The organism is Herbaspirillum sp. VT-16-41 (genome assembly GCF_001994935.1).
In the GTDB taxonomy this organism is placed as follows: Bacteria; Pseudomonadota; Gammaproteobacteria; order Burkholderiales; family Burkholderiaceae_D; genus Herbaspirillum; species Herbaspirillum frisingense.
The window spans coordinates 174938-194162 of the sequence record NZ_MUXB01000101.1; the positions used below are offsets into that span (position 1 = coordinate 174938).

General features: G+C 64.1%; 16 protein-coding genes. 10 read left to right on the plus strand and 6 right to left on the minus strand.

Going from position 1 to position 19225, the window contains the following annotated elements; all coding sequences use genetic code 11:
• Positions 1–34: 34 nt before the first annotated feature.
• From ccoG to BTM36_RS11735, 3 genes are all read left to right on the plus strand, one after another.
• A complete protein-coding gene (ccoG, locus tag BTM36_RS11725) occupies positions 35–1516 on the plus strand; it encodes a cytochrome c oxidase accessory protein CcoG (protein WP_077236403.1) in 1482 nt (493 codons plus the stop codon).
• Positions 1517–1558: 42 nt separating this feature from the next.
• Complete coding sequence (locus tag BTM36_RS11730) at positions 1559–2104, plus strand: FixH family protein (RefSeq protein WP_077236404.1); 546 nt, start codon at positions 1559–1561, stop codon at positions 2102–2104.
• Positions 2105–2175: 71 nt separating this feature from the next.
• Complete coding sequence (locus BTM36_RS11735; RefSeq protein ID WP_077236405.1) at positions 2176–2433, plus strand: hypothetical protein; 258 nt, start codon at positions 2176–2178, stop codon at positions 2431–2433.
• 29 nt (positions 2434–2462) lie between these two features.
• Here BTM36_RS11735 and fnr read toward each other — a convergent pair whose 3' ends face one another.
• The 4 genes from fnr to BTM36_RS11755 form a co-directional block, all read right to left on the minus strand.
• On the minus strand, positions 2463–3308 hold the full coding sequence (gene fnr / locus BTM36_RS11740) for a fumarate/nitrate reduction transcriptional regulator Fnr (RefSeq protein ID WP_077236406.1): 846 nt from the start codon (positions 3306–3308) through the stop codon (positions 2463–2465).
• A 638-nt stretch (positions 3309–3946) separates the two neighbouring features.
• On the minus strand, positions 3947–5017 hold the full coding sequence (locus tag BTM36_RS11745; RefSeq protein WP_077236407.1) for a fatty acid desaturase: 1071 nt from the start codon (positions 5015–5017) through the stop codon (positions 3947–3949).
• A gap of 260 nt (positions 5018–5277) precedes the next feature.
• Positions 5278–5901: an OmpW family protein gene (locus tag BTM36_RS11750; protein ID WP_006464232.1), complete on the minus strand. Its 624-nt coding sequence runs from the start codon at positions 5899–5901 to the stop codon at positions 5278–5280.
• A 256-nt stretch (positions 5902–6157) separates the two neighbouring features.
• Positions 6158–7222 carry a 1-aminocyclopropane-1-carboxylate deaminase gene (locus BTM36_RS11755; protein WP_217349579.1) on the minus strand — a complete coding sequence of 355 codons (1065 nt, stop codon included), beginning with the start codon at positions 7220–7222 and terminating at the stop codon, positions 6158–6160.
• 192 nt (positions 7223–7414) lie between these two features.
• Between BTM36_RS11755 and BTM36_RS11760 the strand changes: the two genes are divergently transcribed.
• Together BTM36_RS11760 and pip are read left to right on the plus strand one after the other, a co-directional pair.
• Positions 7415–7876, plus strand: a complete 462-nt coding sequence (locus BTM36_RS11760) for an Lrp/AsnC family transcriptional regulator (RefSeq protein ID WP_039875916.1) — start codon at positions 7415–7417, stop codon at positions 7874–7876.
• Between the two features lie 97 nt (positions 7877–7973).
• On the plus strand, positions 7974–8951 hold the full coding sequence (gene pip, locus BTM36_RS11765) for a prolyl aminopeptidase (RefSeq protein WP_077236409.1): 978 nt from the start codon (positions 7974–7976) through the stop codon (positions 8949–8951).
• Between the two features lie 74 nt (positions 8952–9025).
• Here the strand turns inward: pip and BTM36_RS11770 are convergent, their stop codons facing one another.
• Positions 9026–9547, minus strand: a complete 522-nt coding sequence (locus BTM36_RS11770) for a MarR family winged helix-turn-helix transcriptional regulator (protein ID WP_077236410.1) — start codon at positions 9545–9547, stop codon at positions 9026–9028.
• A 166-nt stretch (positions 9548–9713) separates the two neighbouring features.
• On the opposite strand from BTM36_RS11770, the gene BTM36_RS11775 reads away from it, so the two are divergent.
• The 5 genes from BTM36_RS11775 to BTM36_RS28990 all read left to right on the plus strand — a co-directional run bounded on the left by BTM36_RS11775 (position 9714) and on the right by BTM36_RS28990 (position 17831).
• Positions 9714–10949 (plus strand): HlyD family secretion protein, encoded by a 1236-nt coding sequence (locus BTM36_RS11775; protein ID WP_077236411.1) that lies wholly within the window; start codon positions 9714–9716, stop codon positions 10947–10949.
• Positions 10950–10972: 23 nt separating this feature from the next.
• On the plus strand, positions 10973–12526 hold the full coding sequence (locus tag BTM36_RS11780; RefSeq protein WP_139347137.1) for an MDR family MFS transporter: 1554 nt from the start codon (positions 10973–10975) through the stop codon (positions 12524–12526).
• Positions 12526–14001 carry an efflux transporter outer membrane subunit gene (locus BTM36_RS11785; protein ID WP_077236413.1) on the plus strand — a complete coding sequence of 492 codons (1476 nt, stop codon included), beginning with the start codon at positions 12526–12528 and terminating at the stop codon, positions 13999–14001. Before BTM36_RS11780 ends, BTM36_RS11785 begins: the two co-directional genes overlap by 1 nt.
• Before the next feature lie 705 nt (positions 14002–14706).
• The gene (locus tag BTM36_RS11790) at positions 14707–16776 is read left to right on the plus strand and encodes a S8 family serine peptidase (RefSeq protein ID WP_254426984.1); all 2070 of its coding nucleotides are present in this window, start codon (positions 14707–14709) and stop codon (positions 16774–16776) included.
• Between the two features lie 59 nt (positions 16777–16835).
• A complete protein-coding gene (locus BTM36_RS28990; RefSeq protein ID WP_254426985.1) occupies positions 16836–17831 on the plus strand; it encodes an autotransporter domain-containing protein in 996 nt (331 codons plus the stop codon).
• A gap of 139 nt (positions 17832–17970) precedes the next feature.
• Here the strand turns inward: BTM36_RS28990 and BTM36_RS11800 are convergent, their stop codons facing one another.
• Complete coding sequence (locus BTM36_RS11800) at positions 17971–18882, minus strand: LysR family transcriptional regulator (protein ID WP_006464243.1); 912 nt, start codon at positions 18880–18882, stop codon at positions 17971–17973.
• Positions 18883–19225: the final 343 nt, after the last annotated feature.

Sequence of the window (19225 nt, forward strand, 5' to 3'; positions counted from 1 at the left end):
GCGCACAGAGAGTGAAAGCAGATCAGGCAATACCATGGACAAGGCCGTAACGAAACCCGGGCAGGACAAGGAGGGGGACCTGCCACCCCAGAGCGCCGACAGCAAGGACGGCAAGGACGGCAAGGAGGAATACGCCGTCATACGTATGTATGCCGCGCGTGAACCGATCTACCCGCGCGAGATCCAGGGCCGGTTTGCCAGCCTGCGCTGGCTTTGCGTGTTCCTGACGCAGCTGGTGTTCTACGGGCTGCCGTGGATCAACTGGAACGAGCGCCAGGCCGTGCTGTTCGACCTGGCTTCCCGCAAGTTTTACCTGTTCGGGCTGGTGCTCTGGCCGCAGGACTTCATCTGGCTGGCCGCATTACTGATCATCTGTGCGTTCAGCCTGTTCCTGTTTACGGCCGTGGCCGGCCGTGTCTGGTGTGGCTATGCCTGCCCGCAGACGGTCTATACCGAAATCTTCCTGTGGATCGAGCGCCGCATCGAAGGCAATCGCAGCGCCCGCATGCGCCTGGACCGCCAGGGCTGGTCGTTCGACAAGCTGTGGCGCAAGTCGGCCAAGCATCTGGCCTGGGGCGCGCTGGCCCTGTGGACGGGCATCAGCTTTGTCGGCTATTTCTCGCCCATCCGCGACCTGCTGCCGGAGATCGGCAGCCTGGCCCTGGGACCGTGGGAGATGTTCTGGATCGGCTTCTATGGCTTCGCCACCTATGGCAATGCCGGCTGGATGCGCGAGCAGGTCTGCAAGTACATGTGCCCCTATGCACGCTTCCAGAGCGCCATGTTCGACCGCGATTCACTCATCATCACCTACGACGCCGCCCGCGGCGAGCCGCGCATGCCGGCAGCCAGGGCCGCCAAGCTGGAGACTGGCGGCAAGGCGGGCGACTGCATCGATTGCACGATGTGCGTGCAGGTCTGCCCCACCGGCATCGATATCCGGCAGGGCCTGCAGTACATGTGCATCGGTTGCGCCGCCTGCGTCGACGCCTGCGACAGCGTGATGGACAAGATCAAGCGCCCGCGTGGCCTGATCCGCTATTCCACCGAAAACGCCGTCGAGCAGGGCTTCTCGACCTCGGAAATCCGCCGTCGCCTGTTGCGTCCGCGCATCCTGATCTACACCGCCATCCTGGGCGTGGTGATTGCCTTGTTTGCCAGCTCGCTGTGGATACGCACGCCGCTGAAGCTGGATGTGATCCGTGATCGTGGCTCCATGGGGCGTGAGGTGGAAGACGGCATCATCGAGAACGTCTACCGCCTGCAGGTCATCAACACCGATGAGCGCGGCCATCGCTACCGCATCAGCGCCAGCGGCATCGATGGATTGACGGTCGATCCGGCCGAACCCATCGAGATGGCCGCCACCCAGACCTTGATGGTACCGATCCGTGTGCGCGCGCCGCATGGCGCGGGTGAAGTCGGCTCCAACAAGATTCGCATCGCCCTGCAGGCGGAAGACCAGCCGTCAGTGCAGGTCAGCGAGAAGGCCGTGTTCCTGGTGCCACGACGTTGAGCCAAGACCTGTCCCCATCCGTTCAGAGATAGAGAGGAAATCATGCAAACCTTATCCCCCAAGCTGGCCCCCGCCACACCCTGGTATCGTCATCGCTGGCCGTGGCTGTTGATGTCCGGCCCGGCCGTGGTCGTGGTCGCCGGCATCTTCACCGCCTGGCTGGCCATCTCGCGCGCCGATGCGCTGGTGGCCGACGACTATTACAAGCAGGGCAAGGCCATCAACAAGGACCTGCGTCGTGACCATGAGGCGCAGCGCCTGGGTGCGGCCATCGGCATCGGCTACGACCCGGCGGCTGCCGTGCTGCGGGGCCGGCTGCAGATGCGCGAAGTACCGGCGGTCGGCCAGGAAGGGCAGACCCTGATCATCAGCCTGGTGCATCCGACCCAGCCTTCCAAGGACCGGACCCTGATGGTCCGTCCTGCCGCCGACGGAACGTTCTCGGTTCCCCTGGCGGAGCTGGAGCAGGCGCGCTGGCGCCTGGTGGCCGAAGACGGCAGCCATGCCTGGCGGTTGCACGGCAACTGGGTGTGGCCGCAACAGCGCAGCATCGAAATGAATGCAGAGGCCTACGCACCGGCCGAATAATGCGCTAAGCTGCAATCAAACCGGCTGCAAGACCGGTCAGTCTACGGATGAAATAACTGAAGGAGACAGCCATGCGCAAACAGCAACGCAATATCGCCATCGTCCTCTGGGTGGCTTTTCTGATGGCCATCGCGGCCGAAGGCGTGTTCTTTTCCCTGTTCAACCCGGACGAGCTGGCCATGGTCTCAGGCCATGAATGGGAAGCGATGGGCGCCTACACCGTCGGTTTCTTCTGCTTCTGGGGGAGTTTTGCCGTGTGCGGCCTGCTGGCCGTACGGCTGACCCGGGCGCTGCCTCGCGAGCGCCTGCGTCAATTCGTCCAGGGCTGAACGCCCCGGACGAGGTCGGGCCTAGACCCCTAGACCGCTACGCGTGCGGTCGCGGCAGGTGCGGGGGTGGAAGACTCCACTCCGGCCGCCAGGCGCTTCAGGGCCGGCAGATCGATCACTTCCACGTCACGTTGCTCCACGGCCAGCAAGCCCAGCTTGCGGAACTTGGAGATCAGTCGGCTGATGCTTTCGATGGTCAGGCCGAGATAGTTGCCCACGTCCTGGCGTGTCATGCGCAGCTGGAAACGGGTGGATGAATATCCACGGGCTGCATAGCGCGAAGACAGGTTGACCAGGAAGGCGGCAAAGCGTTGTTCGGCACGCATATTACCGAGCAGCATGATGACGTTCTGTTCACTGGTGATCTCGTGGCTCATCATCCGGTGGAAGTGACGCAGCAGGTGCGGGATCTGGCCGAACAGCTGTTCCAGGCGGGCAAACGGGATCTCGCAGACTTCACTGTCCTGCAGCGCCACCGCATCGCATTGATGCGTCTCGGTGCTGATCGCATCCATGCCCAGCAGTTCGCCAGGCATCTGGAAGCCGGTGATCTGGCGATCGCCGTCGAGGTTTTCCTGATAGGTCTTGAAGTGGCCCACGCGTACTGCGTACAAGGCCGTGAACTGGTCGCCGATGCGGTAGAGGAAATCATCGCGGGCCACCTTGCGGCGACCGATGATCTTGTCCAGGCGTTTCATGTCGGATTCGTCCAGGCCCATGGGCAGGCACAGCTGGTGCATGCCGCATGCGGTGCAGCTACGCAGTGCGGAGCTGGCGGCCGCTTCACGTGCAGCCGTCAACGACGAACACTGGGACAGGGGAGCAGCGGCATTGGCCGATGCGGAAAGTGGAGCGGAGTGACAAGACTGGTTCATACGATGTTCCCGGCGGACATGTGGCAATCGAATGACTCGATTTTAAGTGCGCGGAACAAGATAAGCAGCACAGTATTCCCGAATCAGACGGCATTTCTTGTCCCAGATCAAACATGAACAAAGTAGAACTCATTTCATAAATAGGCGCGAGTGCGAGCGAGTCCCGTTTGGGATGAAGTGCAAGGCGCGAATTTGGGTCAAGACTGGGCGTCTTGACCCAGATTCGTAACGCAGCAATTCGCCCAAACGGGCCGCTCCCTCCGGGTTCTGCCCAGAAAGGGCGCTGGCAAGGCGCGCGACGCGTCGTGTGGTGGTGCCACACGCAAGGAGCGCAACGCGCCCAGCGCCCTTTCTGGGCAGAACGCATCTCGCGACTATTTATGAAATGAGTTCTAATCGCCGCATCGGGCTGCAAGGCGGGCATTCCGGGCTGGAACTCCGCTGAAAAGCGACAGTTGTCTGCTTTTGGCGTGAGAAGTGCAAGAAGGGAGGAGCGGCCTTGATGGGGGAAAGTGGGCGGTATCGCGGGGTTACCGGGGACCCGCGAATGCCCTTCCATGCGACCGTCTTGTTATTGAAGCTTCAGCTACATCGTGGCTACCTGAACGGATGGCACAGGCAGTGCCATTGATTGCCGATCACGCCTCTGCCGTGCTCTTGCTCATGTCCGGCAGCGGCAGCGGGGTGCTGGTGGGGCGACCGCGATAGTCGGTCCAGCACAGGCGCTTGAAGTCGTACAGCTTGCAGCGGCGAGCAGTATCGAAGTACCAACGCCACGAGAAGCGCTGGATCACGATCCGGCCCGGCAGCATGGTTTCCAGCTTCTTCTGGGCTTGCTTCAGGCGGTACAGCGGCACGCTCATGTCCACGTGGTGCGCGGTGTGTTCCATGATGTGATGCAGCAGCGCGCCCCAGTAGCGACCGAAGGTCAGGTGCACGGTGGTGGAGACGAAGGGCTGGGCAGCGGCCCAGGTGACCTTGTCTTCATACCAGGCCACCGAGGTATGCGTATGGTGGACATACACCACGAAGCCGATCATGGCCTTCCAGAACAGCAGGGGAATCGCAAAGCCGGTCACCAGCAGCGTCCAGAAGGATTGCTCGGTGGCTTGCGCGGCCCAGGCCAGGCCACCGACCCAGACGGCCGCCACGATGGTCACCAGCACGCCATCCCACATGAATTCGGCGCGACGGGTGGGCATCTGCTTCTTCGAGGGGAAGTACATGCGCTTCCACCACATGTCGATCATGTAGTACAGGCCGGGACCGAAGCCGCTGCGGTAGATGCGCTCCAGGCGCTGGCGCCAGCGCGGCAGGGCGCGGAACTCTTCCAGCGAACGCGGTTGCCAGACGAAATCGAAACCCTTCAGGTTGGTATAGCCGTGGTGCACCACGTTGTGACCGACGGCCCACAGGCTGTAGGGGGTCAGGGAGGGCATGAACAGCAGTCGGCCCAGCCAGGTATTGAGCTTGCGGTTGGGCGTGAAGGCCTGGTGGCAGGCATCGTGGCCGAGGATGAACAGGCGCCCGATGATGAAGCCATTGACCACGCCCAGCACGATCTTGGCCAGCAGCCAGGGGACCCAGATCACGGCCGCCAGGCTGGCGCCGAACAGGCCGAAATCCAGTACCGACAGCGCCAGCGCAATGGCGGTGCTGCGCTGGCTGATCGGGATCACCCACGATCGGATGATCTTGCGATGGGGCATCGGTGCGCCTGGCGCGACCGGTGTGTTGGGGTGCGAAGTCGTCGACATCGAATTTACCTCTTCCTACTTTCAAACGGTGGACGGGGGAGCATGCCGCATGAGACTGCTCCTGCTAACGCTGCAAATGGCGGATGGCGCTTGCAAAGGTGTGGGCGTTCGGCTCGGGACCGATGGCGGGGACGTTAGCGCTGATCCCAAAAAACAACGCGACCGGTCATCAGGGATGACGGATCGCGCCGTTTGGGTGCGGCAAGAATACCTTAGAAACGGTAACCCACGCCAACGCCGATCAGCCACGGGTCGATCTTGACGTTGCTGATCTTGGTGCCGGAGGCGGTCTTCACGTCGCTGGAGATCTGCACCTTCTTGACGTCGAAGTTGAGCACCCAGTTCTTGTCGATCTTGTAGTCCGCGCCCACCTGCAGGGCACCGCCCACGCTGCTGCTGTCCAGACGCAGGCCACCGTCGATATTGACGCTGGAGATGCGGGTGTAGTTGATACCGGCGCCGACGTAGGGGCTGAAGGCTGCTTCAGGCATGAAGTGGTATTGCAGGGTCAGGGTCGGCGGCAGATGCTTGAAGGTACCGATCTTGGTGCCGGACAGGCGCACGTCCTGCTTTTGCGGATAGGTCAGCACCAGCTCGGCGGCGATGTTCGGGGTGAAGAAGTAGCTGATGTCGAATTCGGGGATCACCTTGTTGTTGATGGTGATCAGGTCCGAGGCGCCTTGTCCAAGCACGGGGTCGGACTTGTTTTCCGGACTCAGGTTGACGGCGCGTACGCGCACCAGCCACGGGCTTTGGGCTTCCTGTGCGAAGACGGGGGCGGCAAACGAGGATGCCAGGGCTGCCACGGCGGCAGTGATTGTGACGATTTTTTTCACGGTTTTTACCTGTCGAGTGAGGATGTGCGAAAGGTACGCGTGAAGCGGCTGGCGGGCTTTGATGCCGATCAAGCGGGTCGGCACAAGGTGTGGAAACAGCAGATCTGCGGGCGCAAGAGTGACGAAAGAGTCACGAAAGAGAGACAGAAAGCATGACAGCAAGCATCACAGAAAGCGCAACAGCCCGGCCTGCATACACAGGTCGGGCTGTTGATGGCCATAGGCATAGCGTACGGCCCGCAGGCCGCGCCCGGGCTTACTCCTTGAAGCGGGCTTCGCGGGCCAGCTTGGTCAGGTTTTCCGGATCTTCGAAGGCCTTGTAATAGGCATTCAGTGCCGGTGCGCCACCCAGGTGGGCATACAGCACGCGCTGGCCCTTGAAATGACCCTTCTTGGCCATGTCGATCAGGCCGTCGATGGATTTACCTTCATAGACAGGATCGGTCAGCATTGCTTCCATCTCGGCAGCGGTGCGGATGGCGGCGATGGTCTGCTCGCTCGGCAGGCCATAGGCCGGGCCGCTGTAGTCGGGGATGATCTCGATGTCGGTATCGCGCACCACCACGCGCTGGCCACCCTTGGAGGCGATCAGCTCGCTGGTGTCGTTGGCGATCTTGGTGACGGCGCGGCGGGTCATGGCTTCATCGTCGGCGGTATCGATACCGATCACGCGGCGACGCTTTTCCTGTGCGGCGAAGCCCACCACCATGCCGGCCTGGGTGGAACCGGTGCAGGTGGCCACCACGATGTTGTCGAAGAAGATGCCCAGCTGCTGCTCCTGCATCGCCACTTCGTCGGCGAAGTTGGCATAGCCCAGGCCACCCAGCGGGTGGTCCGAGGCCCCGGCCGGAATTGCGTAGGGCTTGCCACCCTTGGCGCGCACTTCTTCCAGGGCGCGGGCCCAGGTGTCCTTCTCGGTGGTCGAATAGCCGTAACCGCCCATGATGGGGTTGCCGCCCATGATGCGGGTCAGCAGGATGTTGCCGACCTTGTCGTAGACCGGGTCATCCCATTCCAGCCAGGTTTCCTGCACCGTATAGGACTTCATGCCGACTGCGGCCGCTGCCGCACAGACCTGGCGCGTGTGGTTGGACTGGATGTTGCCGATCGAGACCAGGGTGTCGCAACCCTTGGCCAGGGCATCGGCCACCAGCCATTCCAGCTTGCGGATCTTGTTGCCGCCGAAGGCCAGGCCCGAGGACACGTCATCGCGCTTGGCCCAGACTTCCACGCCCAGCATGGCGGAGAGTCGTTCCAGCTTGTGAATGGGGGAGGGGAAGAAGCCCAGCGTCTTGCGCGGGAAGAGTTTGTCGAGTGCCAGCATGGGGTTGCTCCGGTTCAGGTGGATTCAGGAAAAGTGGTCCGATTCACATCGAATCGCCGGGATCAACTTTACGCCGCCTCATTTAAATGGTGTTTCCGAATTTATGGCATGATTCGGTTGAAAGAAGTGACGTAAATTATTTCGTGAAAATATCCATTCGACTTTGCAAGAATAATCGGAATAATCATCATGACGCTAGATCGCATGGACAAGCGCATCCTCAAGGCGCTGCAGAAGGATGGCCGCATCGGCAATGCCGAGCTGGCCAAGAAGCTGGGCATGAGTGCCACGGCCTGCTGGAACCACACCAAACGCCTGATGGACGAGGGTTATGTGAAGGAAGTGCGCGCCATCCTGGACCCCGAAAAACTGGGCCTGCCGGTGCTGGTGACGGTGGGCGTGGTGCTGGACCGCTCCACGCCGGAGAGTTTTGCCGAATTCGAAAAGGCCGTGCGCGACATCGCCGCCGTGCAGGAGTGCCTGCTGCTGGCCGGTGAATTCGATTACTGGATCAAATTGCGGGTCAAGGACCTGCAGGCCTTCAACCGGCTGCACGCCAATACGCTGCTGCGCCTGCCGGGTGTGCGGCAATTGCGTTCCTTCTTCGTCCTCAACGAGGTGAAGAACAATCCGGAACTCGTGGTCGAGTGAAGGATCTCGATTCCAGTCCTATACTTCACCTTTCTTCACCTTTGCGTTTCACGTCTGAACGTTGTTCCCGTCTTGCATTCACCTTCAAGGATTCCCGATGACCTCGACCACTTCCACCTCCAGCACCTCCTTGCGCGGCCTCTATCCCCCGATAGAGCCCCATGATCACGGCCTGCTGGATGTCGGCGACGGTCACCAGATCTATTGGGAAGTGTGCGGCAACCCGGCGGGCAAGCCGGTGGTGTTCCTGCATGGCGGCCCCGGCGGCGGTTGCGGCCCGTCGCACCGGCGTCTGTTCAATCCGGAGAAATACCGCATCGTCCTGTTCGACCAGCGCGGTTGCGGCCGCTCGCAGCCGCACGCCAACCTGGAGGCCAACACCACCTGGGACCTGGTGGCCGATATCGAACGCCTGCGCGAGATGCTGGGCATCGAGCGCTGGCAGGTCTTCGGCGGTTCCTGGGGCAGCACCCTGGCACTGGCCTATGCCCAGACCCATCCGCAGCGCGTGACCGAAATGGTCTTGCGCGGTATCTTCCTGCTGCGCCAGGCCGAGCTGGACTGGTACTACCAGGAGGGCGCATCGTGGATGGTGCCGGACCGCTGGGACGAGTTCCTCGCGCCGATCCCCGCCGCCGAGCGCGGCAATCTGGTGCATGCCTACCGCAAGCGCCTGACCGGCGACGATGAAGCCGCCAAGCTGCAGGCCGCACGTGCCTGGAGCCGCTGGGAAGCCAGCACCATCACGCTGGTGGCCGATGAACGCCTGATCGATTCCTTCAACGATGCCCAGTTCGCACTGGCCTTTGCCCGCATCGAGAACCACTACTTCTTCCACAAGGGCTTCATGGAAGAGGGCCAGTTGCTGGCCAATGTGTCGCGTCTGGAAGGTATCCCCGCCGTGATCGTGCAAGGGCGCTACGACCTCGCCACGCCGGCCAAGTCGGCCTGGGATCTGCACCAGGCCTGGCCCGGCTCGCAGCTGCACCTGATCGACAGCGCCGGCCACGCCTACAACGAACCCGGCATCCTGGACCAGTTGGTTGCCGCCACCGATCGCTTCGCCGGCGGCTGATCGGCGGACCGGCAGGCCCTCCAACCTGCCCGGCGCCAAGCGCTCCCTTTCACGGGGAGCGCTTTTTTTACGCCTCAGTCTTTCCTGCGGCCGCGCTTGCCGGCTGGCTCATCCGTGGCGCCGGCCGCGGTGGCGGCCTGTGCCGAATAACTTTCCTCCAGTTCCGCCAGCCGCCCGTTGAGCTTGCCCAGCACCCGCGTCAGCGTGGCGATTTCCTCTTCCTCCAGCGCCGCGAACAAGCCATCGATAAAGGTTTTCTTGACCGGCTCCGAGGCGCGCAGCACTTCTTTGCCGGCGGCTGTCAAAGCGATGTGCTTGACCCGCCGGTCACTGATGTCGCCGGTTCGTTGCACCAGCCCGTCGCGCTCCAGCGCATCGATGGCCTCGGTGATGGTGCGCGGCGCGAAGCCGAAGGCCGTGGCCAGGTCGGCCGCCCGCACCGGACTGTTGCGCTCGATGTGGCCGAGCATCTTGTTGCGCGCCAGCGAAGCCCCTTCGCCGGCCATGAGCTTGTCCAGCGTGCGGTGCGAGCGGATGTAGAAGTCGCGCAGCGCCTCGGCGGCCCCGCTGTAATCGTTTGAAAAGCCTGTAGACATGATTTTCCTGGATACCATATCATATGGTACCTCATTAATATTTCCGCTCACAAAAAGTGAAGCATAGTGTTGCTGATCAGAAATCTTGATGACGCCACATTGAAGTCCCCGGCAATTCCCCAACGTCACTCCACGCCATCATCGCCCCGATATTAGGATAAAAAAGATGACCGACGCCACATCCAGCAGTCAGCAGTCAAACCAGCAGCCCAGTCAGCAGCAAGCGGAGCCATCCACCTCCGCCCCCGGCGCCAATGCCAATACGAACACCAACGGCGACAAGAAGAACCCACCCAAGAAGCGCATGAGCCCGCGCGCCCGCTTCATCCTGCGCGCCCTCGGGCTGGTGGTGCTGGTCGTGGTCGTGGCCTGGGTGCTGTACTACCAGTTCCGCGGCAAGTACCTGGAAAGCACCAACGATGCCTTCATCCATGCCGATAGCGTGACCGTCTCCTCCAAGGTCACCGGCTACGTGGACCAGGTGCTGGTGGCCGACAACCAGATCGTCAAGGCCGGCCAGCCACTGGTACGCATCGACGCCCGCGACTATTCCGCCCAGGCGGCGCAAGCCAAGGCCCAGATCGACGCCGCCAGCGCCAGCCAGGAAGCCGCCAATGCGCAACTGGCCGAACAGCAGGCCGCCATCGCCCAGGCCAAGGCGCAACTGGCCGCCGCCGAAGAGGATGCGCGCTTTGCCGCCTCCGAAGTGGAGCGCTACACCCCCCTGGCCGCCTCCGGCGCCGAAACCCGCGAACGCCTGACCACCCTGCGCAACCAGCAGGCCCAGGCCCGCACCACGGTGGCGGCGCGTCGTGCCGCCCTGGATGCAGCCCAACTGCGGGTGCGTTCGCTGCAGGCCCAGGTGCGCCAGGCCCAGGCCCAGGGTGAAACCGCCAAGGCCCAGTACGACGCTGCCAGCGTCAACCTCGGCTATACCGAAATCCGCGCCAGCGTCGATGGCCGCATCGGTGACAAGCAGGTGCGCGTCGGCCAGTTCGTCTCGGCCGGCACGCGCATGATGACGGTGGTGCCGACCCGCTTCTACGTCTCCGCCAACTTCAAGGAAACCCAGATCGGCCTGATGCGCATCGGCCAGCCGGCCAGCATCAAGGTCGATGCCTTGCCCGGCGTGGAATTCCACGGTCATGTGGAAAGCCTCTCGCCCGGCACCGGCGCGCAATTCTCGCTGCTGCCGCCGCAAAACGCCACCGGCAACTTCACCAAGATCGTCCAGCGCGTCCCGGTGCGCGTGGCCATCGACGCCACCCCGGAAGAAACCCGCTCCTTCGTGGCCGGCCTGTCGGTGACGGTGGAGGTCAACACCATCGCCGCCAAGGATGAATTGCGCGCGCTGCGCGAGCGCACCAGCGAAGCCAACGCCACCCGCAAGGAGCCGCAGTGAGCAGCGCCGCCTCCACCCCTGCGGTGAAGGCCAATGCGGGCCATGGCGCCAACCCGGAGAAGGCCGACGCCGGCGCCTGGCTGGCCGTGGCCGCCGGCACCCTGGGCGCGCTCATGGCCACGCTGGACATCTCCATCGTCAACTCTTCGCTGCCCACCATCCAGGGCGAGATCGGCGCCTCCGGGACCGAAGGCACCTGGATCGCCACCGCCTACCTGGTGGCCGAGATCGTCATCATCCCCATGTCGGCCTGGCTGGAACGCCTGCTTGGCCTGCGCGTGCTGCTGTTGACGGCGGCCAGTCTCTTCACCCTGTTCTCGGTGCTGTGCGGCCTGTCCACGACGCTACCGATGATGATCGTCGGGCGGGTAGGGCAGGGCTTCACCGGCGGCGCGCTGATCCCCACCGCCATGACCATCATCGCCACCCGCCTGCCACGCTCCCAGCAGCCGGTGGGCAATGCCATGTTCGGCGCCACCGCCATCCTCGGCCCGGTGCTGGGGCCGGTGATGGGCGGCTGGCTGACCGAGAACGTCAGCTGGCACTACGCCTTCTTCATCAACCTGCCGGTGGGCGCGGCGCTGATCACGCTGCTGCTGGTGGCGATTCCCTATGAGCGTCCCCGCTTCGAGCAACTGGCTCAGGCCGACTGGTTCGGCATCGCCGGCCTGGCGTTGGGCCTGGGTGGCCTGACGGTGGTGCTGGAAGAGGGCGAGCGCGAGCAGTGGTTTTCCTCGCCCGACATCCGCTGGCTGGCGGCCACCTCGCTACTGGGCTTCCTCCTGCTGGCCATCGGCCAGATCCGCTCGCGTCACCCGGTGATCCAGTTGCGTCTGCTGCGGGACCGCCAGTTCGGCTCGGTGGTGATGATGGCCATGATCGTCGGCGTGGCGCTCTACGGCACGGCCTATGTGATCCCGCAGTTCCTCTCCGGGATTGCCGGCTACAACTCGCTGCAGTCGGGCTGGATCGTGCTGCTCTCGGGCGTGCCGATGATCCTGATGATGCCCTTCACGCCGCTGCTGATGCGGCTGGTCGATATCCGCATCGCCGTCGGTACCGGCTTCCTGCTGCTGGCGGCGTCGGCCTTCATCGAGACCGATCTCAGCCCGCTGTCCTATGGCGGTTCCTTCGTGGCCTCGCAACTGATGCGCGGTGTCGGTACCGTGCTGGCCATGCTGTTCCTGAACCAGGCGGCGATCCGCTCGGTACCGGCCTCGCAGGCCGGCGACGCTTCCGGTCTCTACAGCGCGGCGCGCAACCTGGGCGGCTCGCTGGCCCTGGCCGCCATCGCGGTGATCCAGGACCAGCGCCTGTGGCTGCACAGCCGCCGCCTGGAAGAAAGCCTTTCTGCCAACTCCGATCTCGTGCAGTCCGGCATCGGCGCGCAGGCCCAGCTGCTGGGCGGCCAGGATGCCGCCATCCAGTTGCTGGGCTCCACCATCCAGGCCCAGGCGCTGACCATGACCTATGCCGACCTGTTCTGGATGCTGGGCGTGGCCATCCTCTGCGTCACGCCGCTGGTGCTGTTCCTGCGCCCCTTGCCCACCCATGCCGCGCCGGTGGCTTCTCATTGATGATGAACATGGACAAGACTCTCCCTCTCTTTACTCCCGTACGCCTGGTCACCCTGGCCGCTGCCGCCCTCCTGGCCGGCTGCGCCCTCGGGCCGGAATACGCCGGCCCACCCGAGGCCGCGCCGCAGGCCCAGCGCAGCGGGCAGTTCGTGCGCGCCGGCGATCTCGCCAATGCCACCGTACCGCTGAACCGCTGGTGGGAAGCGCTCAACGACGCCCAGCTCAACCGGCTCGTGCAGCAAGCCCTGCAAGCCAATCCCAGCCTCGGTAGCGCTCGCGCCCGGCTGCAGCAATCGCGTGCCAATCTCGACCTGGAACAGGCCAACGCCGCCCCCAGCGTCGGCGCCTCCGCACTGGCGGCGCACGCGCGTCTGCCGCCGGCCAACCTGGGTGCGCTGACCGGCGGTTCCAGCTCCGGCGGTTCGTCCGCCTCCAGCGTGAATCTCTACAACCTGGGCGTGGACGCCAGCTGGGAGGCCGACCTCTTCGGCGCCCATCGTCGTGCCATCCAGGCTGCCGGTGCCAGCGCGCAGGCCGCCGAAGCCTCGCTGGCCGATGTCCAGGTCAGCCTCACCGCCGAAGTGGTCAACGCCTACATCAACCTGCGCGACCGCCAGCAGCGCTTGGCCCTGGGCGAACAATCGGTACAGGCCCAGCAGGACATGCTCGCCCTGACCGGCCAGCGCGTGCAGCGCGGCACCGCGTCCTCGCTGGACCAGATCCGCGTGCAGAACCAGCTCGACGCCACCCGCGCCGAGCTCTTGCCGCTGCAGGCCGAACGCGAGGCCTACCTCAACCAGCTGGCCACCTTGCTGGGGCAGGAACCCGGCACGCTGGATGCCGAACTGAACGCGGCCTCACCCTTGCCGCTGCCACCGCAGCAGGTCGCTGTCGGCGATCCGGTCGCGCTGCTGCGGCGGCGTCCCGACGTGCGCGCCGCCGAACGCACCCTGGCCGCGGACACCGCCAAGATCGGCCAGGCCGAGGCCGCGCGCTATCCCAGCCTGAAACTCTTCGGCGTGATCGGCCTGGGCGGTACCCATCCCTCCGATCTGACCCGGCTGGATGATTTCGTGGCCCTGGGCGCGCCGATGCTGAGCTGGAATTTCCTCGACTTCGGCCGTGCCAAGGCACGCGTCACGCAAGCCGAGCAGGTGCGTGACGAAGCCGAGATGAAGTATCGCCAGGCCGTGCTGGAAGCCCTGCGCGACGCCGAGGATTCGCTCTCGCGCTTCCGCTACGGCCGCATCACGGTAGCCACCCTGGCGCGCAGCAAGGCCTCCGCCGACCGCGCGCTGGAGTTGGCCAGGCAGCGCTACCAGGCCGGCACCGGCACCTTGATCGAGGTGCTCGATACCACGCGCCAGCAGATCAGCGCCCAGCAGAACCTGCTGCAGGCCGAGGCCAACCTGACGCGCAGTTTCGTCGGCATCCAGAAAGCCCTGGGACTGGGCTGGGGAGAGGCCGAAAGCTGATCCCGCGCACTGATCCTGCGCGGTAGGGGGACGGGGCGCGGTGGCCTCGTCCCCTTTCCCTCGCAGTCCCTCGCAGTCCCTCGCAGCCCCTCGCAGCCCCTCGCAGCCCCTCGCAGTCCCTCGCAGCCCCTGTCTCCGCTGCATTTCTCCCTCACCGCGCCGCCGTCCTTTCCATTTCTGCAGAACTTCTGCGCACTTCTTCACCTTCCTTCCTTGTGTGCCGGCGGGCATGTGCGTCCGCTGTTCTTCCTCTGCACAACACTTCACTTTTTATTGTTCTGAGCATCGACCCTGGAAATAGACGCGACGTCATGCATGACAGTCGCGGTGTCGCTCTTCGGCAGCTTTTCAGCGCTGGCGCAAGCCCGGCACATCGTCCGCCCTGCACCATCGGACAATATTAAGAATCGGATCACAACCGGACAATCCCCTCCCAAAAAACCATCGGGCCGCTGCATATCGCGTTCCCGGAAAACCAGAAATCAGGACGTCAGGGAGACTCCATGAGAGAGGGATGCGTCCTATCAAAGGCGCCGCGGCATGTCGCCTGGACCGACAGGCCCGATGCCGTCGGCTGCCGGTCGCCGCCGCCTGCTCGCCAGCCACCTGGCCACCTGGCCACCAGACCCATCACATAACAAGGACAGCCGTCGCGGCCTTCTGCGGCGAGTGAGTCTCGATCAAAAAAATACCTCAGGGCAGGGAATGAATATCAAGAAAAACGCGGGCAGAGCCCGTGCGCGTGCAGCCGCGCCCATCTTCCGCAGACATCAACTGTACTGCGCCGTGCTGATGACGCTGGCCCCGGCACTGGTGCTGCCGGCCAGCGCACAGAGCTTCGTCCACTACGACGCAACGCGCAGCAACGACCGCGACGCAGCTGCGGCCAGCTGGGCCGCCGCCGACGAGTTCAAGAGCGACTGGGGCCTGGGCGCCATGAATGCGCAGCAGGCCTATGCAGCGGGCTTGAGTGGCCGTGGCATCAAGCTGGGAGCCGTGGACTCCGGCCTCTCGCTGACCCACCAGGAGTTCGCCAAACGCAATGTCAAGGCCTTGATCGTGAGCGGCATCTACGCCAACGATGGCTTCCAGATGTCCGGTGGACGACAAGCCTGGAGAGCCGGCGATGCCTTCAACACGACCGGTGCCAAGTCGTCGCGCAACGACAATCATGGCAGCCATGTGTCGGGCAGCATTGCCGCCGCCAGGAACGGCGTGGGCATGATGGGCGTGGCCTTCGAGAGCGACTACCACATCACCAACAGCAACGGCACCGATGCCTCCGTGTATGGCATCAACATGGACTACAACTACTTCAGGGCGGCCTACGGCAACCTGGCCGACGCCGGTGTGCGGGTCATCAACAGTAGCTGGGGCAACCCGGATGCACGCGACGACGTCAACACCGTCGCCGGCGTCTATGCCGCCCATCTGCGCGTGATGGGCAGCGACAAGAAATCCTGGTTGCAAGCCGCCGCCGATGTGGCGCGCGAGACCAACGTGCTACATGTCTGGGCGGCCGGTAACAGCGGACGCGACAACGTCAACGTGCGTTCGGCGCTGCCGTACTTCCAGCCGGACCTGGAGCAGAACTGGCTGACGGTCACTGCCTTGACCAAGGAACTGGTGCAGCCCAGCTTCAGCAATCGCTGCGGACTGGCCAAGTACTGGTGCGTGTCGGCCCCGGGGGCGGCAATCAACAGTCTGGGGGCGAAATCCGACACTGCCTACGACAGCGAGAACGGCACCTCGATGGCCGCGCCCCATGTGACCGGCGCGCTCGGCCTGCTGATGGAACGCTATCCCACCCTGGACAACCAGGCCATCCGCACCATCCTGCTCACTACCGCCAAGCACCTGGGCAAGGGAGCAGCGGATGCGCCCAACGAGGTCTTCGGTTGGGGCATCCCCGACCTGGGCAAGGCCCTGAACGGTCCGGCGCAGTTGCTGGGCCGGTTCAATGCGCATCTTCCTGCCGGCGCCGAAGATACCTGGAGCAACAACATCTCAGAAGCGGCGCTGGTGCAACGCAAGAGCGAAGAACGACAGAAGCTGGCGGACTGGCGCGCCATCCCGGTGGCAACGTTGCAGGCAGCCGTGCAGGAGGCCTCGCGCGAACCCCTGAAGCGTATCGGCGAACAGGTGAAGTCATCCTATGACGTCTCCCTGAAGCGGGTGCAGACCTTGCGCCAGCTGGAGGTCAAGGTCAAGGCGGATTCGAGCGATGAGCTTCTGGACGCCTACACGGCCGCCGCCGAGGCCGTCAGTGGTGACACCCTCGCCTCGACCATCATGACCCTCATGAAGACCGGCGAAAACCCGACCACCGACAAGGTCATCGCCACGCTGCTGGCAGCCGAGCCGTCCGTGAAGCTGGCCAGGGGGCCGCTGGATGCCTACGAGGCACAGAGCGCCTATCTCAACCATGTCGCCAAGAAGACCGATGCCGACTATGTGGGTGTGCTGGTCAAGACCGGCGCAGGCAGCCTGACGCTGACGGGAGATAACCGCTATTCCGGCGGCACCCTGTTGCAGGGCGGCACGCTGGGCGTGGGGTCCAACACCGCGCTGGGCAGCGGATCGCTGTCCATGTCGGATGGCACCACGCTGCGCGCTGCTGCCGATGGGCTCGCGCTGGCCAATGCGCTCAGCCTCAGCGGCACAGGCAATATCGACACCCAGGCCTACAACATGACGCTCTCCGGTGCCATCAGCGATGGCGCCAGCGCCGGCAGCCGACGCACAATCTACCCCTCCGGAAACTATCATGCCTGAAACTAAGACGGATGAAGAAAAGGCGGCGGAGGCAAAGGCGGCTGCCGGATGCTGCCAGCGTGCAACGCGCCGCCAGCCAGACCTTGCCCAGCAATGTCGGCTCCGGTGCCATTCGTGGCTCCATGGCGTCGGTGAATCGCGTCATCGCAGCCCGCGCCGAGGTCGGCAGCGTCGGCGGCGCAGGTGTGGGCAGCGGGGTGTCGTCGGGTGAGACTGGCAGTGATCGCCAGGTCTGGCTCATGCCCTTCGAGTCGCGCACCAACCAGGGTGACCGCAACGGTGAATCCGGCTTCAGCGCCAGTACCTGGGGCATGGCGACCGGCGCCGAGATGGCCCTGGGCAACGGACGCATCGGCCTCTCTTACGCCTATGCCAGCACCAAGGCCAACGGCAATACCGCCCTCACCGGTACCGGCAGCCGCAGCCGTCTCGAGTCCAACGTGGTGGCCCTCTACGGTACTGCCCCGCTGGGCGAGCTATCGCTGACCTGGCAGGCGGATCTGGGTCGCAACGGCAACCGGCTGTCGCGCGAGATGCGGTTCGGTAGCCTGCACCGCACCGCCACCAGCCGCTTCCACAGCTGGGATGCGCATCTGGGGACCAGCGCTTCATTCACTCTGCCCTTGACTGAAGTGATGAGTCTGGTGCCTTCCCTGCAGATCGACTACACCCGTCTGCAGAGCCCGTCCTACACCGAGAGGGGAGCCGGGGACCTGAACCTGTCGGTACAGGGCAAGAGCAGCGAAGCGCTGTTGCTCGGCACCGGTGCGCGGCTGAACTACGTGCTGACGCCGTCGTCGCAGATCAGCGGCCACATGGGGGTCAGTTACGATGTCATCAACGGCCGTGACGAACTGGTGGCCACCTATGCGGGTGCACCGGGCCAGGCCTTCACCACGCCAGGACCGTCGCACTCGCCGTGGCTGTTGAAGGCGGGTGTGAGCTATGGCTTCAAGCTGCCGAAGATGACGGACATCGCTTTGCGCTACGATGCCGAAGGCCGCAGCGGCTTTATCAACCAGTCGGCGTCGGTCAAGGCGCGCTGGCGCTTCTGATCCGTCCGTGGATGCGCTGACACGCTGAAACCCTGAAGTCCCTATGCGGCCGCTCTCGTAGCGGCCGCATAGCGTTTACGGGTCTTTGAGCGGCGCCGGGGAGCGGGTCTTCGTTGGCCGGGCTGCAGAGGGCAGGCGCTCACAGATCCTTGCTCAGCTCGGCCACCAGGTAGTCCAGGAAGATTTCCACACTGCGCGGCAGGGTCCGGCCGGCGAGCGTCTGCACCTCGACGAAGCGCCCATCGGCAGGACAGTCGCGGATGGGGCGCATGGTCAGTTCCCCGCGCGCGATGCGGTAGCGCACGGTGACGTCGCCGGTGATGGAGAGCGCATCGTTGTCCAGCACGTAGTTGTGCAGGGCCTGGATGTAGTTGCTGGTCATCACCGGTTCGATGGCCACCTGTTGCCGGCTGCAGGCGATGTCGAAGAGCTGGCGCAGCGTCGTGGTGGGGTCGGGCAGGGCCATCGGGTAAGGCTTCAGCTGCCCCAGCGAGAGATGACGGAAACGCGCCAGTGGATGGTCGTTGCGCATCACCAGGCCGATCGGTCCCGGCTGCCGGTGCACCACCTTGATTTCCGGTTCGGGCAGGCGCGCAAAGGTCAGCCCGATGTCCGCATTGCCTTCGCGCACCTGGCGCGAGACCACGGCCGGCGCGCCCACGAACAACTGGAACACGAAGCCCGGATACTTCTTCTGGAAGGCGTTGATCACGCGCGGCAGGAAGTCGATGGCGAACCCCTCCGAGGCCGACAACCGGACCCGCCCGCTGCGCAAGCCCTTCAGGGCTTGCAGGTCGGCCACCACGCGGTCGGCCTCCAGCGCCATCTTGCGCGCATGCGCGGCCAGCATCTCACCGCCGGCCGAGAGCACCATGCCGCGTGGCCGCCGTTCGAACAGCACCGTGTCCAGGATTTCCTCCAGGCTGCTGATCTGGCGGCTGATGGCCGAGCTGGCCACGTTGAGCCGTTGCGACGCCTCGCTGATGGAGCCGCAGCGAACGACTTCCAGGAAGTAACGCAGGGCGGTGTCTTGCAGATGCTGCGATTTCATCATTGACCTCGTTGGATGCGGTCAGCTCGGATCAATCCCGATTCCTGACCAATGCTGACCTTCTTTTCGCGCCGGCTTGCAGCAAGGGAGACTGCTTTATTTGGTGCGCGCCTCACGCCTTTGGTGCAAGGCCTTCGTCCTTCGTCCGCACGCCGATGCTGCACCTGCGCCAAGGGCCCCGGCCCAGTAGCGATGCGGCTTTGGCAGGGGTGTGTACATTGTGGTGCACAAATTATGCGTTGCTGGTTTGCGAACGCAGGCATAGAAATTTGATGATTGTGGCATCGATAAATCCTAGCCTAGTATGCCCTTCGACGTCGCTGTTTTTTCACAATTCTCTTAT